General features: G+C 37.7%; 10 protein-coding genes. 3 read left to right on the top strand and 7 right to left on the bottom strand.

Annotated features, from left to right (window positions below; all coding sequences use genetic code 11):
* Positions 1–169: 169 nt before the first annotated feature.
* Positions 170–1,024: an HD domain-containing protein gene (locus R2R28_RS28570; protein ID WP_316829074.1), complete on the bottom strand. Its 855-nt coding sequence runs from the start codon at positions 1,022–1,024 to the stop codon at positions 170–172.
* A gap of 225 nt (positions 1,025–1,249) precedes the next feature.
* Between R2R28_RS28570 and R2R28_RS28565 the strand changes: the two genes are divergently transcribed.
* Positions 1,250–1,903 (top strand): TetR family transcriptional regulator C-terminal domain-containing protein, encoded by a 654-nt coding sequence (locus R2R28_RS28565; protein ID WP_316829073.1) that lies wholly within the window; start codon positions 1,250–1,252, stop codon positions 1,901–1,903.
* A gap of 7 nt (positions 1,904–1,910) precedes the next feature.
* Positions 1,911–3,215: an AarF/ABC1/UbiB kinase family protein gene (locus R2R28_RS28560; protein WP_316829072.1), complete on the top strand. Its 1,305-nt coding sequence runs from the start codon at positions 1,911–1,913 to the stop codon at positions 3,213–3,215.
* A gap of 197 nt (positions 3,216–3,412) precedes the next feature.
* Here R2R28_RS28560 and R2R28_RS28555 read toward each other — a convergent pair whose 3' ends face one another.
* Positions 3,413–3,769 (bottom strand): two-component system response regulator, encoded by a 357-nt coding sequence (locus tag R2R28_RS28555; protein ID WP_316829071.1) that lies wholly within the window; start codon positions 3,767–3,769, stop codon positions 3,413–3,415.
* A gap of 269 nt (positions 3,770–4,038) precedes the next feature.
* On the opposite strand from R2R28_RS28555, the gene R2R28_RS28550 reads away from it, so the two are divergent.
* Positions 4,039–4,641 carry a GIN domain-containing protein gene (locus tag R2R28_RS28550; RefSeq protein WP_316829070.1) on the top strand — a complete coding sequence of 201 codons (603 nt, stop codon included), beginning with the start codon at positions 4,039–4,041 and terminating at the stop codon, positions 4,639–4,641.
* Between the two features lie 352 nt (positions 4,642–4,993).
* On the opposite strand, the gene R2R28_RS28545 is transcribed toward R2R28_RS28550, so the two are convergent.
* The 5 genes from R2R28_RS28545 to R2R28_RS28525 form a co-directional block, all read right to left on the bottom strand.
* The gene (locus tag R2R28_RS28545) at positions 4,994–7,417 is read right to left on the bottom strand and encodes a GAF domain-containing protein (RefSeq protein ID WP_316829069.1); all 2,424 of its coding nucleotides are present in this window, start codon (positions 7,415–7,417) and stop codon (positions 4,994–4,996) included.
* A 141-nt stretch (positions 7,418–7,558) separates the two neighbouring features.
* On the bottom strand, positions 7,559–11,161 hold the full coding sequence (locus tag R2R28_RS28540; protein WP_316829068.1) for a BamA/TamA family outer membrane protein: 3,603 nt from the start codon (positions 11,159–11,161) through the stop codon (positions 7,559–7,561).
* A gap of 239 nt (positions 11,162–11,400) precedes the next feature.
* A complete protein-coding gene (locus R2R28_RS28535; RefSeq protein ID WP_316829067.1) occupies positions 11,401–12,312 on the bottom strand; it encodes an SdiA-regulated domain-containing protein in 912 nt (303 codons plus the stop codon).
* 167 nt (positions 12,313–12,479) lie between these two features.
* Positions 12,480–14,519: a polyphosphate kinase 1 gene (gene ppk1, locus R2R28_RS28530; protein WP_316829066.1), complete on the bottom strand. Its 2,040-nt coding sequence runs from the start codon at positions 14,517–14,519 to the stop codon at positions 12,480–12,482.
* Positions 14,519–15,733 carry a Pycsar system effector family protein gene (locus R2R28_RS28525; protein WP_316829065.1) on the bottom strand — a complete coding sequence of 405 codons (1,215 nt, stop codon included), beginning with the start codon at positions 15,731–15,733 and terminating at the stop codon, positions 14,519–14,521. The genes ppk1 and R2R28_RS28525 overlap by 1 nt, the downstream gene beginning before the upstream one ends.
* Positions 15,734–16,027: the final 294 nt, after the last annotated feature.

The following is a 16,027-nucleotide window of genomic DNA, read 5'->3' as shown; positions in this document are numbered from 1 at the left end:
TAAAGACTATGGACTTAGGGCTAAGTAGAGGTTAATTGTTTAAATCGGTTAATCGGTTCCAAAATCCCAACCCAAAACTCCAAACTTAAAAACCCTTCGACTACGCTCAGGATGACCAAACGAAAGAATAAATCGACTAAAGACTATGGGCTTTGGACTAACTCATCAGCTACACTAAAAGCGCGTTCAATTTTCTTGCTTTTATTTTCGGCACGGCGCCATGGCGCATAAATTCGGCAAAACCTTTTAACTGTTTGATCGATTTAATGGCCTCGTAACCTTCGTATGTGGTTCTGATTTTGTTCAACAACATGGTATCGGTTTTAAACATGTCGCCTTCTATCAACAATCCTTTGTCTAAAAATTTCTTAATTAATTCGGCTATTTTTCCATTCGCATAAAGATGGAGTGGTAGTTTAAAAACTTCGTTATTCAGTTTTTCAAAAACTTCATTAATCCATGTTACCTCACCTTCATTATTCACCGCAATTTTCCCATCTTTCAAAACTACTGCGGTTAAAAATTCGCGTGCCCGCTGACGAGAAATGATACCACCATGAACGCCATCACGCAAGGTATAATCCAACCGGTCGGCACAAAGTGCTGGCAAAGATTGTTCTAAAATATCGAAAGTACCATACAGAATCTGATTGATATTATATCCATATTTCAACAGCACATCAGGAATTTCAGATTTACATAAAATTTCTGCAAAAACTTTTTCATGGTAATCTTCATCTGTATTCCCGAAAACATAATCACCCACATGCGAAAAGGCCGTATGGGAAATATCATGCAGTAAACCGGCAATTTGTTCGAGTTCCGAGCCGCCAAGCATCCTGATCAACATGGTTACCCCGATAACATGTTCGAGCCTGGAATGAGAAATATCAGGGTTGACTAAAAATATTGCACCACTTTGATGTATTCCGGCCAATCTTTTTAAAGCATCAGTTTCTAACAGATCAGAAAACACCTCAGGCAATTCCATTTTGCCATATAAAAAATCATTTAACTGAATCATATCACTTTGCTTTAACCAGGGGAATAATTGAAAACAAAAATACTAATTATTTTAGTTTTATAGAAAATAATTATCCACAATCCGCACATACAAAAACTAAATAAACTAGCTAAAAACCAACTTTCAAATATTTTGAAAGCTATTATTACAATTTTATGATCGATAAAAGAACCATCTTAAAAACAAGCAAATAAATTAAACGTTATACTTGTAAAAAACAGCTATATGGCAACTGCTCAACAAATTAGAAAAGCATATTTAGACTATGTTTTAACAAACAATGAAAAACCAAAATCGGTTTATGTTTTTGTTAAAAAGCTTAAAATCACGGAAGCCGATTTTTACCAGTTTTTCTCCTCTTTTGAAAGTATAGAAAAAACCATCTGGTTTGAGCTCACTTTCGAAACCATTAGCAAAATTAAAGAACAGGAAGTTTGGCCGCAATATACGGCCAGGGAAAAAATGCTTTCATTTTTTTACAGCTACCTTGAAAACCTGAAGAACGAACGTAGTTTTGTAATTTATAGTTTAAAGAACCACCGTGGAAAATTTTCTACACCTGATGTACTGGCTGGGGTAAAACCCATTTTCGAAAACTTTGCACAGGAAATTATCGATGAAGGTTTAGAAAGTGGTGAACTTGCTGAGCGACGTTTTTTAAGTAAAAGATACAAAGATGCGCTATGGATCCAGTTTGCTTTTATTGTAAATTTCTGGATCAATGATGATAGCGAGGGCTTTGAAAAAAGTGATGAAGCGATTGAAAAAGGCATTAATGTTACTTTCGATCTTTTTCAGCACTCACCAATTGATAATTTATTGGAATATGGGAAGTTTTTATCAAGAAACGGGAAGTTTGCCGATAAAATGGGATTTTAAACATTAGATGAAGACACAAAAAAGTATTCCGACAACCAAGGTAGAGCGTTCGGCTAAATTTGTTAAAACAGGTATCCAGATTGGTGGTAATTACATTAAACATTATTCTAAAAAACTGTTTAATCCCGAAATGGACCGCGAACAGCTGAATGAAGATAATGCTACGGATATTTACAAATCGCTGAGTGAGTTAAAGGGCAGTGCTTTAAAAATTGCTCAAATGCTCAGTATGGATAAAAATATCCTGCCAAAATCTTATGTAGATAAATTTACCCAATCGCAGTACAATGCCCCGCCCCTTTCAGGTCCGTTGATTGTGCGCACTTTTACCAAAAATTTCGGTAAAACACCCGAAAATATTTACGATAGTTTTAACCTTACCTCCAGCAACGCGGCCTCTATAGGCCAGGTGCACCAGGCTACCCTTAATGGCAAAAAACTCGCTGTTAAAATCCAATATCCTGGCGTAGGCGATAGTATTTCATCTGATTTAAAGCTGGTTAAACCTTTTGCTTTCCGCTTATTAGGTATGTCGGAAAGGGAATTGAATGTTTACATAAAAGAGGTTGAAGAACGTTTGTTGGAAGAAACAGATTATGAACTGGAAGTGAAACGTTCTATTGAGTTTTCTGAAGCCTGTAAAAACCTCGATCATGTGTTATTTCCTAAATATTATCCTGAATTATCCGGCAAACGGATTATTACCATGGATTGGATTGAGGGGTTACACTTGAAGGAATTTTTATTGACCAATCCTTCGCAGGAGTTAAAGAATAAAATTGGTCAGGCTTTATGGGATTTTTATAATTTCCAACAGCATGAATTAAGAGCGGTACATGCCGACCCTCATCCTGGCAATTTTATGATCACTCCTGATGAAAATCTTGGTGTGATTGATTTTGGTTGCATAAAAGAATTACCCGATGATTTTTACTATCCTTTTTTCGCCTTAATTTCTACTGATGTAATTAATGATAAAAATAAAACGATAGCAGCATTTAGAAAACTGGATATGATCCATGCGGATGATACACCGGAACAAGTTGAGTTTTATTATAAATCATACAGGGAAATGATCAGTTTATTTGCCAAACCTTATACAAGTGGCTCTTTTGATTTTAGCAAACCTGATTTTTTTGAGCAATTGTATATGTATGGCGAAAAGATTTCTAAAATGCCGGAGTTTAAGCAGGCCCGCGGCGTAAAACATTTTATTTATGTTAACCGTACTAATTTCGGGTTGTACACCATTTTACATGAGCTGAAAGCGACTGTTAAAACTGATACCTTTAAACCAAATGTTGGTGCTTAGAGAAATTTATTGCAATAATTAATCCTTCTGTAACAATTAATATTGACCATTAAGGAGTTAAGAAAATTAAGGTTTTATGCATAAAATATAGGCGTTATCTTGAGTGAAGTGCTACGAAGTCGAGAGATCTATCTCGAGATTCCCCTGCGTTTTGTGAGGGACGTACTTCCGACCCTGACGTCCAACTTCGGACTTAACTAAGCATTTTTCTTTACCACCTCAACCATATGGTCCAGATCGAAAGGTTTTTCGATATAATCGTCGGCTTTACAATCTTCTGCCTGTTGCGGCAAATTATTTGATGTTGAGGTTAAAACGGCAGATACATCTTCCGTTTCGGGATCAGATTTGAGTGCTTTAATTACATCAGATCCTTTCTTTTTCCCTTTGATATGATCATCCACAATCACCACATCAGGTTCAATTTCTTCTATCTTCTCAATCGGTTCGGTGGTTAATGATGCAACAACATCAAAACCTTCCTCTTCCAATACCTGGTCCATAATATCTAAGATATCTTTATTATCCTGAACAAGTACAACCTTTTTCTTCATAAATAAGCTGACTAAAATCTTTTTAAAGATAAATAAAAAGAATAATGCAATACTGTTTATTAGAATATTTTACAATTGAAAAGTAAATGTTGCAGGTTTTCGTCTTGAATTAATGCCTGTTCGTCGAGTATTAGTTATCGATTGTATAAAAACGTAAAATGTGCTGCAACGTTTTTCAATTGATGGCGTCTTATCTACAAAACATTAACAAAAAGACTTAAACATTTAAATAACAATTAATTAACATTTAATTTTTAAATAAAAATATTATGAAAACCTCTATCAAAACCCTAATCGCAACATCATTAACTGCAATCATTTTATCATCAACCCTGTTTACTACCAGCGTATCTGCAACAGAAAAAGAGCCAGTAACCATTTCAAAACTCAAAGCATTTAAAAGAGTTTCGGTTAATGGAAATGTAGAACTCACAATTGTTCAGAACAATTGTGCAAGTATTTCTTATACAGATGACAATACAGGTACAGCCAAAATTATTCAGGATGGTGATAATTTAAAAATTACTTCAACCGGTACCGACAAAGCTAAATTAATTATTTACGTAACTGATATTTACAGAATTGAAGCCCTTGAGAATGCAATAGTTAAAACAGAAGGAAAGTTAAAAACCAAATACCTGCAGATCTTTTTAAAAGGAAATGCGCATGCCGAAATCAATACCAGTACTGAAGGATTGTACACCGTAATTGCTGATAATGCAGACCTGAAATTAAGCGGTTCTACAGACAACCATACTTTGGTAATGGGCAATTCGCAAAAATTGACCATCGATAGGTTTGCCGCTCTTAAAACCAATATCAGCTCAGTAGAAACCATTGCAGTAGAAAAAGAAATTGCAGCCATCCGCTAAATAAAACACACAAATGAAACAAGGCTTTCTGATCGGATCAGGAGGCCTTTTTTTTTATGGAAAATGTAGAATGGATGATGGAATGATAAATTTACCTTGTACACACCTCAATAAAAAACCGTTATCTCCATTGAAGCGCAGCGCAACAGAGATATCTATCCCGAGGTAGATTTCCCGACTGGGAGTCTCGCTAGCATTACAACCTCATAAAAAGTCCGTCATTGCGAGGAGGTTTTTTCAGCCGACAAAGCAATCTTACAACGATTGCTTTTTGCCTCTTTCTTTCCTTTATAGTTAAAAAGCAAAAATCCCCTGGCCTGAACCAGAGGATTTGTAATGATAGTAAAACAACTTATCGCTTTAGCACTTCAGCTATCTCTTTCTCGATAGATTTAAGTTCTTTAGGCTTAAGTTTTTTTGCTGCATCAGGTTTGCTACTTACATTATTTTCTAAGTATTTTACACCCACCCTTAAAGCTTTTAAACCAGAAACACCTTGTAGTTCATCCAGTTCGAGCTGCTCTAAATCGTCGTTTAAATAACCCTGAACCTGCATGTATTTAATATACTCCATATATTCTTTGGCTTCTTCAGGATTGAAATACACCATTGCAATTTTATGGGGCTGTGTTAAACGTTCGGTTGTACCTTTAATCAATACTTTATCGATACGTTTTTTCACTACTTCGTAACGGATGTTATAAGCACCTTCTACATCAAATCTACGTTCATCGTTCCTAAAGCTGATATCGATCGCATTGGAGTGGATAAAAATCAACTGCGTAGTTTCTAATGAACGCGGCATGTCGCTGATTAATCCTTTTGATAAACGTGCAATATCAACCATGGAAGTTAACTGCCATAAACGGATATTTTTTAAATACAACAAATCGAAAGGTTTATCAGGCGCAATTTCCTGACCGATGTAAATGTCGTATTCTACTCCATCCGTTCTAAATTTCGCAAAATAACAAGGATACGAAGCCTGTAGGTTTGCCTGCGATTTTTCGAGGTATTGACTTACTTCAGTATTGATCAATTGCATCGACACTTCAAGCTGCCTGCGGTTGGCAAAGGCAGCACCTGTTTGAGGCACAATTACTTCGAAATACTGGTCTACAAATTCTGCAGTTGCCGGGTAGTTCCCTTTTATAATCGATAAAAACGGGTAAACTTCTATTTCTAAAAACTCATTCAATTTGTTTTCTTCGTTAGAAGAAGCAAAATCACCAATCCGTTTAATCCAATCTTTGCAATTAAACAGTAGTTTATCGGTAAGCTCTAAAGAAACATGTTTACGGATGGCCTTTAAAGTATCAATTAAACTATTCAACTGCACTTCCATATCATCTTTTAAAGCCTTATTTCGCTCTATGGTAGAATTACGGATATCAATTGCACCAAATAAAGGGTACATGTGTTTAAAGGTAATGGTTTCAATTTCCTTTAATTTCTGATTGCCGTTATTCTGAAGGAAATGCCATACGGCTTCGTTAAATTTCCATTGTACAGAAGGTTGTAAAGCGGTAAATTTATCCATCAGCACTTCATCCATTTTGGCATCAAACTCTTCGATACTGTATTGGAAAAGCTGACCGATTAAAGGCATCGCCGGACGTAATCTGGATAACAATTTATCATCAACCAATACTTCTTCCTCCGAATACACCTCTAAAACACCAGCCAACTGGTTGTTGTAATAAATCGGCAATACTGAATAAGAACAAACGCCTGCTTCTTTCAACACCCTTAAAAAAGGATCTTTACTGATCTGATCGTCGTTAATGGCACTTACAAAAATTGCCCTTGGGTTTTCTTTATATTTTTCAACCAGCGAATAAAAAACTTCTTCTTCGAGATTAGATGATTTGGCTGAATTGATTAACATGCTCTGCGAAAACTCCTGGTTATCAAAAACCAGTTTATTGTTCACAGTTAAAAAGGGCATTAAACCAAATTCTACCTTTCCATTACCGCTCAAAGTTTTTAAGGCATGTATTACATGTTTATAGGCCTCTGTTTGATAATTATGGTCAACCAATGCATCACGAATGCCATCAATGGCATGTTGCAATGTTACATCTGTTATGGAAATAATGCTAAAACCTTCGAAATGAAAATCTTTTAAAGGCAAATGTTCAATCAGGTATTCGAGTTCGGTTTCGCTCTGGAAATGTTTCCCCAGTTCTTCAAAATTAAGCTCAGGCAGATCACCGTTATGTATAATATCTACAAACTTGGTATCAGTCTGAATATTATAATATTGGGTAAGTTTGGTATCCTGATTGATATGGGCATAAATGATCTCATTTTTTAGTACCGGGGTAAAATTATAAAAACGGCCTAAAATAACGTTATAAATAAATTTAAGCTGTTTTTTCTCAACCGGTTCGTTATCTTTTGTTACTTTATTTTTAGGATCATGATCCTTAAAAAATTTATAGAATGCGTTGGTGCTAAAGAAAATCTGATCCGGAATCGGGGTACTTAAAGCCCAAAACAAATCATCTTCGTTATCCATTAAAGGGGTTAGAATGGTGAAAATCAATTCTAAAGTATCTTTGTATTTGGATAATTCTTCGGCACTGATGTTGCCAAGCAGCACATCGTCTTTTTCAATTTTTTGAAGTAAAAATCTGTAAAATTCAGATTTTACGGATTTTTCTGTTTTCAACCGGCCTTTTAAATACTCCACGAGGGGGCGGAAAGACAGAGAAGATTCTACCTGGCAATGTATACATTCGTTTTTATGTATCTGTATTACATTGGTATTCATTGTATAAGTTTTGCTATAGTGTAAAAATTATAGTTATCTAATTAATTACTAATTCATTGCAAAGATACACACTCCTAAAAGTAATGTTCGTCTGCTGAACGTAATAGTTGGATATTACATCTATTAATATGTTACACAAATTTAGTACCTAAAATTAAGCGAAACGTATGGATACCAGCCATCAGAAGAGTGCCCCATCACAAATCGTACAACTGTGAGTGATGCCGGCGCGAAATAAACGCCCCCTCCTACACCGTGGTGCCAGATTGTTGATGCTTCGTCACGTTTCCAAACCCTGCCAACATCATAAAATCCCAATAAGCCAATTTGTCCGGGTAAAACATAACTTACCAGATCACCCAGTTTGGCCCTGAGTTCTAAATTATTATAAAACATGTGCTCACCAGCAAACCTAAACTGGCGATAACCGAGCAGATTACCCTGTCCGCCGAGATAAAGTGCCTGGTAAAAGGCTGGTTTCCCTACGGTTACGCCACCGCCAAAACGATCTGCCAAAATGAAGTTTTTTCTGCCATCGAGATTTTTATAAAGGGCTATACTTGCCGTAAACTGTCCGTAAGAGTTAGAATATTGATTTACACCTTTATAACCTGAAAGCTTAAAATCGACATAACTCCCTAAAGTTGGCAACAGGTCATTATCGCGGGTATTGTTGGTAAAATTGATGAAAGCACCGGCAAACATCTTTTCGTTGCGAACGGTTAATGAATCAGCCGAATGTAACAGTGATGGATTTTCGATAAAACGCCCATCGTTATCTTCCTGGTTGTATTTATAATATTGCCATGAAGGACCAACACTGAAAGTAGATTTAGGGCGGCGCCACCTCACAGCGGCATCAACCTGATAGAGGTTGTAACGTGCCCGGTAATACCTGATGTTATCTCCATCGTTGAAAGGTGTTTCGTTCCCTAAGCCAAAGAAATTCTGTGTATTATTTGGAGCAAAAGCGTCTGCTTTAACCACAATATCAGCTTTACCCAATGCCTTTAACCACTCTCCTTTGTAGTTAAACCTAAAGGCTTTTGTAGAAAAAGAATGGAGAAAAGAAAGGGTTTGAGAGTTGCCATAGGGTTGTTTTCTGAAACCCGGATTGGTTTGTTTGTAAATCAACCCCAATAAAACACCATCATCCTGATTGTAACCTGCGTTTAACAACCACGAATTTCTGCGGTACATATCTTTTGGAATGTAACTGAAATTAGCGGTATCGTTGGAAATGATTTTCCTGATTTTGTTGGCATCATCGCCGTTATAAGTGGCTTTATCTTCTCTTCCGTATAACTTTACCGAACCATTACTATTGGCAAAATCATACACTTTATTGCCCTTGCCACCAATAATCCTGATTTTGATATTCGAATTTTTATTATCCAGAATCAGACTATCATTACCATTGTGCATGTACACCCTGATTTCTTTGGTTACTTTCGGATCAAATTTCCTGTCGAAAAGTTCATCCTTGATATTTCCTTCTTTAGAAATTTTATTGATTTTTACCCTTAAACCATTGTCTTTGGCATCAGTAATCCGGATCAGTTCGTTTTTATTGGTTACTTCGATATCCACAATGCGGTTAAAGAAGTGGTAATACTGGTTCATCAGTTTCGGCAAAGTGGATATCCTGTTGCGCATCTGTGCCAAAAAGGCATCGTGGTGTAAGGAATAACTTGGTTCGGGAAGTTTTTTTAACGCTTTTTCGAATACGGCATCGTTGTAATTGGCGCAAAAATCCTTTACAATCTGATCAAATTCCTTTTCATCAATGTTGGCTGTCCAACGGCTGCTGATTTCCCTTCCTTCCCATAAAAACCAATTAATATTCTGTATGCCACGCTCGTAACCCTGCATCATCGGTAATAAGGAAGAGGATTGGGTATAACGCTGTAAAAAGCCGTCAGATCTGAAAAACACCTGATCACGGTCTCTTGGAACCGGCGAATAAGTTGAACCATCTTTAGTTTTGGTTTCTTTCCAGCGCCACTGGTCTTCATGCCTGTCCCAATCGCCAAGCAGCACATCAAATGCCCTTGCCCTTACCCAGGCTGGTCCGTCTAGCTTGTTATCGTTATCGTCGGTCAGTTTTTTATCCATTTTGGGAGAACTATCTGATTCACCAGTAGGTTCTCTTTCTTCGAACAAGCACAGCGTATTGGCAAATGCCGATTCAAATTCTCCAAGGTTATCATCGGGAGAAACCCAGCCAATAATCGGGTTGCTATGAGCGATTCCTCCAGCCTTAGCCAGTTCGGGCACTACAAGGGCCGAAAAGGGGTGTTGTGCCGACATATTATCTTTAATCACATCTTTAGCAAAAGTTTCACGTAAGGCCGCTGGTAAAAGCACTTCAGGGTATTTTTCTACACTCCGCAATACATATTCTTTACCATCTTTATCTTCTAAACGCAAAGAGCGCGATTGATTACCGCCACCACGCTGGGTAGCCTTTAAACCACCCATCATTTGAGAAACCCTTAACACTGGAACTTTCGTTTTTCCGGCATATTCTTTACGGTAATTATCGCCAAAAACAAAACGATGGAAACGGCCAACACTATCATATTCGGGTTTAACACGCACGAAAATGCTGTCGGCTGTAATCGGTTTATCTCGGTTTCTAACCTTTTGAGGAATGGTTTCGAACTTTTTGATATAACTGTATACTTTCTTCACGCTGGTATCCGAATAAATATAATATTCGTAACGCATATCGTTATTTTTCAACTGATCGGCAACCACGTATCCCTGCTGCATTTCGTGGAACAGCGAAGTTTTGCCTTCTTTATTGGGCGATACTTTCGAACCTGAACCACTGATGATCTGCAGCTGTTTCCCTTTAATTAACTGTAGGCCGTGCTCGTGCCCCGCTACATAGGTTACATTTGGATAATCGCCAAATACACCTGTAATGGATTTAATCATATCCCTGTAGGCAGGGTGATTTAAATCTTCAGGACTTAATAAGGTAGAACGCAACATGGGGTAAACAGAGCCTAAAACAGGTAAAGGAATGTATAGGTTTTTGTTTAAAGAAGTTAACGGAAAAAGGTGGTTTCTTAAATTGAAATATCCTCCATGTGGTCCGTAACTTTGAAATGGATGATGCGAAGCCAATAGAATAACTTTATCCTTATTTTCTTCTAACAACTGCTCCATTTTGACCAAAACCTCATCTTTGGTTCTACAATCGCACTCCCCATTAGGATTCGATTTGTTATAAGGAAAAACCCACCATTCGCTATCATAAGCAATAATGGTTAATTTATCGGTGAGTTTAATGGCAACAGGATCGGGACAGCCGTTTGCGGGGATTAATTTTAACAGTGGATCGTTCTGTGCACTAAGAAAATCGCCCTGTGCTTTGATTTTAGCCAAACCTTTAGGGCCTGATTTATCCCAATCGTGGTTACCGGGAACAAAATAAACTGCAGCGCCCATTTTGCGCATGGGTTCAAACTGAGAACGGAGGATCTTTTTGGTTTCCTCCTCTTCAACACTGCCCGGAAGCCCCATTCCGGTTGGATAAATATTATCGCCAAGATATACAACGGTTGTTTTTTTGGGAAGGATCTGTTTTGCAGCATTTTTAAGATCCTGCATCTGAGCGGGATTCATCTCCCCTGCATCGCCAAAAAGAATTACACGGTATTTTACATCATCCTGCGCAAAGGCAATGAAGTTGATTAAAAATAAGATAGTAAAAATGGTAAATCTTTTGATCATAGACTCAGCGTTTGTATAAATATAGTTATTTTAAAATTATTTTGTTTTTTGGATGTTATTCCATTCAAATTGTCATGTTGAGCTTGTCGAAACACCTTAACAAACATTTATATTAGTCCTTCGACAGGCTCAGGATGACAATTGTATTTTATGATACAGGGTCTTCTATCGAAGGAAAGATCCTGATCCCAAAGTTTCGGGACAGGAGAACAACCGTACCATAGAATCCCCTCTGCTCCTTATTTCTTCAATTTAAGCAATAAAATATTCCCGGCGGCTAACGTTCCACCTTCGTTAGAAATGTAAAGGTTATTGTCGCGGTCGAAAGCAATACCTTCTGGTTGGTTAAATAAGTTCGGATCTAATGCTTGTGTAGCTTTAACTTTAAAATCAGCATCGGTAATTACCAACAGTTTATTTACTGATGAAAGGACATACCACTCATTAGTTTTGGTATTTTTAGCCAATGCCGATGGGCGGAACCTTGATTTTGAGCTTCCGGATGCTTTTTCGATGGCCTTGTGCGAGAGGCTAAATTCTCCGGCAGGGGTTAATGAGGCATCATTGTTGAATTTAAAGCCATAAATGCTTGAAGCTTTTGCTTTAGAATCGGGTTTGCTGTCTTTGGTCAATACGTAAATCATGTTGTTTTTCTCATCCGCAGCCAACCCTTCATACTCTGCTTTTGGTACCAGATCTTTGGTTTTGGTTACATTGCCGGCTTCTGGTTTGCTTAGCTCCGAAATTGGGAAAGTATGCAGTTCGCCATTGCTTTTTAACACAATAAAATAGTTTTTGATAAGGGTTACATCTTCATAATCGCCTTTACCACCGAATTTGGTAAACTTCGATTCTTTATCGCCCAAACCTAAATGAAAAAGGTCTCCATCTTCATCCTGAATGGCAAATACCTCTTTAGGATCGCCATTATGAAATACAATTCCCGATATTTCGAACAGGTTGTGCGGCATATTGTATTTTACAGGCTTCGATAAATCGTAAGGAAAATCTGATTTTTCGGCACTACCGGTCGAAACTGTTGCTGTTGAATCACTCTTTTTATCATCACGGTTACCGTTAACACAGGATATACCCAAAAAGGCCACTGAAATGAGTAAACTGGAAGCGAGGAAAGTTTTATTGTATTTCATAAGGTAAAATTTAATGCTTGTTTATTTATTAATCGTTATCTCGACAGCATAGCCGTCATCTCGACCGTAGCGGAAAGATCTATCAAAGATCATTTTCTATAGATTTCTCCATTCCGTTGCACTCCAGTCGAAATGACGATCGTACGGTAGGGACACAGACCACGGCGTTATTTATTTTTCAATAATTCATAAATATCATGCTGAGAGGAAACAAGAATCCCGCCAGTTTTAACCGGAATGTTATCCATGTGTTCATCAATACAAACAGCCTGCACATTATCATGTTTCTGGATTTCGATAATGTCGATCATTTCTGCTTTAATCTGTTCATTATAAATGGGGAAACAAACTTCGATCCTGCGGTAGATATTGCGGTTCATCCAGTCGGCCGAACCGAGATACATGTCGTTTTTGCCCAGGTTGTGAAAGATAAAAACCCGCCCGTGTTCTAAATAACGATCAACTATGCGGGTAACTTTAATGTTTTCACTCATTCCTTTTACACCCGGAACCAGGCGGCAAATGCTCCGCACCATCATATCGATTTTTACACCTGACTGTGAGGCTTCATAAAGTTTATTGATCAATACTTTTTCTTCGAGGTTATTCATTTTAATGGTAATGCCCGATGGTTTGCCCTGCCTGGCATGTTCAATCTCGCGATCGATCAGCTCCAGAAAAACCTGTTGAAGGTTAAACTGGGCCACCAATAAATGCTTGAAATTAATCAGATCGGCTGATGTTGGCTTAACCCTTTTGGCCAGAAAAATAAAAAGCAGTTCTACTTCCCGCAACATTTCTTTATTAGCCGTCATTAAAATATGATCGGTATAAAAGGCCGCGGTACTTTCGTTAAAGTTTCCGGTGGCAAATAAACCTGAATAATGCATCCTATCGCCTGTCTGGCGTTTTACAAGCGCTACTTTGGCATGTACTTTTAAAGCGGTAACACTGTAAATGATATCAACACCAACCTCTTTCATTTTCTTGGCCCACTTAATATTATTCGCTTCATCAAAACGGGCTTTAAGTTCTACTAAAACAGTTACTTTTTTGCCGTTTTTAGCTGCGCTGATTAAGGCATTTACAATTTTAGAATCGCTCGCCACACGGTAAAGCGTCACATAGATTTCCCTTACATCTTCATCAAGAGCGGCTTCGTTAAAAAACCGCAGCACGCTATCGTAACTTTGGTATGGGGTATGGACAATGATATCGTTTTTATAAATGGCATCGGTTAATGATCCATCAATCAGATCGGTATTGCAAAGTTTGGGCCAGTTCTGGTTGGATAATTTCGGCGAATTAACCGGAAAACCCATAAAATCTTTCAGGTTATGGTACTGTCCCCCTTCTATCCTATTGGCTTTTTTAAGGTTGAAGAGCTTTTTAAGCGGTTCGAAAACATTAGCAGGTATGCCGGGCTGATGAAGAAAGCGGGTAGCGAGACCTGAATCTCGTTTAAGCAACTGTTTCTCCAATTGTTCGGATAAACTGCCTGAATATTCGTCTTTCAGGTCGATTTCTGCATCCCGGGTAATCTTGAAACTGTAACAGCCTGTAATTTCTCCTTCAGGAAAAATCCTATCTAAATGAAACCGGACAATATCATCGAGGAAAACGATAAAAGTTTCGTCGCCTGCTTCTACTTTATAAAAACGCGGTAACTGGCTGGAAGGAATATTTAAAATAATCACTTCGGTTTCCTCATTCTTTTTTAAGGTAATCAGAAAATAAAGCTCGTTGTTGGCCGGAAAAAAGTTGGTATCCTGATTGATGTGAACAGGCTGCAAAAAGGCCATCACCTGACTCAAAAAATACCTGGTTACACTTTTTTGGATTTCTTTAGGAAATGCCTTTCCATAAATTAAATTAATTTTATTTTCTTTTAACTTCGGAATAATATCCGATTTGAGCACAACGCCATATCGTTGTTGTTGATCGGAAATGAGTTGATTGGCGGTATTTAGTAAATTATCATCAATCTGGATATCATTGTCTTCTTTATTGCTCAATTTTTCCAGCGCAAGCAGTACAGGCATCCTTACCCGGTAAAACTCGTCGAGGTTAGAAGAAAATATCGACAAAAATTTGATCCTCTCTAAAAGCGGAACGGTGTTGCGCTCGGCTTCCATTAAAATGCGCTCGTTAAATTTTAACCAGCTTAAATCCCTGTTTAAAAAAGAGGTTTCGGTTGTTGTTTCCATTAAAGTTTACCGTAAGCTGCGTAAGCAATTACAAATGCCAATACTGCTGCAATTAAACCAAACATGAAAATATTATAAGCTAAGCGGATCAGTTTATATTTGCGACCCAATACCACCCCCTGCGAGTACACATCGGTTATAAGCGTTCCATACAAAAAGTCTTTATCGTTCATCACCTTAATCATCCCGTCGGTATAACTTGGCAAGCTCATTTTATAAAAGTTACCAAAAAACAACAGGTTTACTTTTTTCTTATCCATATCTTCCTGGGTAAATTCGCCTTTGGGAATAGATGGACGGGTTGACAGGATAGAAACCACCACACAGGTTAAACTCACCATTAAGAGGATAAAAGTTGGAATAATCAGGTTGCCGTGATCTTCTAAACGCCTTAACAGCAAACTCACGATTAAGGAAAGCATAATCGAGTTTACGGTAATGAGGATATGCGCTTTGTTATCGGCCATATCGCTCAAACGCTGGTTATTGGCCGACGTAATCCTGAACATGGTTTCGATACCTTTATCAGGTCTGTCGTCTTTATCTTTTTTCTTTTTGTCTTTGATGATTACCGGCGCAAAGTTTTTAGGTTCTTCGAGTTCTGTACTGATTTCTTCCTGAGCTGTGAGTTTACTTTTCAGTTTATCGACGTTTTTCTGTTTCTGATCGCTCAATAAAAGATTGGCATAATCGGTGTGGTAATGGTGCGATTCCATAAACTGGATATCTTTTTTACGCCATTCCAATTTGCTGATATCTTTTTTATAAATCAGTTCGTTTTCCTTGTGCATCAGTTTTCCTTTAGCACGGAAATCAGGTAATCCTAAATGAAAAAGATCTGCATCACAGATGATTTTATCGATTTCATTTTTAGGCTGCTGTGGTATTTTAGTAGCTAAAATTGCACTTTTTACACTTTCGCGTACTTCCTGGTTTACCTTATGTTTTGCCAAAAATTCATCAGCCAGTTCGGCTCCCTTTGCTTCATGGTTCAAGGCATCTTCGAAATATCCGGTATCATGAAAATACGCTGCAACGGTTATGGTAAAAAAATCCTGTTCATTAAGCTGATAGTGATTGGCGATCTGTTGTGCCGCATTTACAACTTCCTGGGTATGCTCTAAATTATGATAAACCAACCGCGGATCGTTATGGGTATGGAAGTAATCGCTAACGTGCGCCTTTACATCTTCCTGCAATTGTTTATAGTTCATGAACGTAAATATGGTGGTATTATTGGGTTATTTTGGGGAAAATGCATTTTCTTAAAAGCTTTTTACATTGAAATTGTTTTGATTTTTTATAATTATAAAATTACGTTTATTTTTTGCTAAATAAAAAAGCCATCATTTCGAGCGAAGTGTAATGAGGCCGAGAAATCTATCTCGAGATAGATCTCTCCGCTCCGCCATGCTCCGGTCGAAATAATATCCAAGATCAAAGTTAATATACATGCCATTGCTTCGAGTTACCGTCATTTCGAGCGGAGCTGAGAAATCTGCCAAAAA

The organism is Pedobacter miscanthi (assembly GCF_032678605.1).
Classification (GTDB): Bacteria; Bacteroidota; Bacteroidia; order Sphingobacteriales; family Sphingobacteriaceae; genus Pedobacter; species Pedobacter miscanthi_A.
Note: the sequence above shows the minus strand (reverse complement) of the source record. Positions and strands in the feature narration are given on the sequence as shown.

Excerpts from the sequence above, each read along its gene's own strand:
- R2R28_RS28570 (WP_316829074.1), bottom strand. The coding sequence starts at position 1,024 with ATGATTCAGTTAAATGATTTTTTATATGGCAAAATGGAATTGCCTGAG.
- R2R28_RS28565 (WP_316829073.1), top strand. The coding sequence starts at position 1,250 with ATGGCAACTGCTCAACAAATTAGAAAAGCATATTTAGACTATGTTTTA.
- R2R28_RS28560 (WP_316829072.1), top strand. The coding sequence starts at position 1,911 with ATGAAGACACAAAAAAGTATTCCGACAACCAAGGTAGAGCGTTCGGCT.
- R2R28_RS28555 (WP_316829071.1), bottom strand. The coding sequence starts at position 3,769 with ATGAAGAAAAAGGTTGTACTTGTTCAGGATAATAAAGATATCTTAGAT.
- R2R28_RS28550 (WP_316829070.1), top strand. The coding sequence starts at position 4,039 with ATGAAAACCTCTATCAAAACCCTAATCGCAACATCATTAACTGCAATC.
- R2R28_RS28545 (WP_316829069.1), bottom strand. The coding sequence starts at position 7,417 with ATGAATACCAATGTAATACAGATACATAAAAACGAATGTATACATTGC.
- R2R28_RS28540 (WP_316829068.1), bottom strand. The coding sequence starts at position 11,161 with ATGATCAAAAGATTTACCATTTTTACTATCTTATTTTTAATCAACTTC.
- R2R28_RS28535 (WP_316829067.1), bottom strand. The coding sequence starts at position 12,312 with ATGAAATACAATAAAACTTTCCTCGCTTCCAGTTTACTCATTTCAGTG.
- ppk1 (WP_316829066.1), bottom strand. The coding sequence starts at position 14,519 with ATGGAAACAACAACCGAAACCTCTTTTTTAAACAGGGATTTAAGCTGG.
- R2R28_RS28525 (WP_316829065.1), bottom strand. The coding sequence starts at position 15,733 with ATGAACTATAAACAATTGCAGGAAGATGTAAAGGCGCACGTTAGCGAT.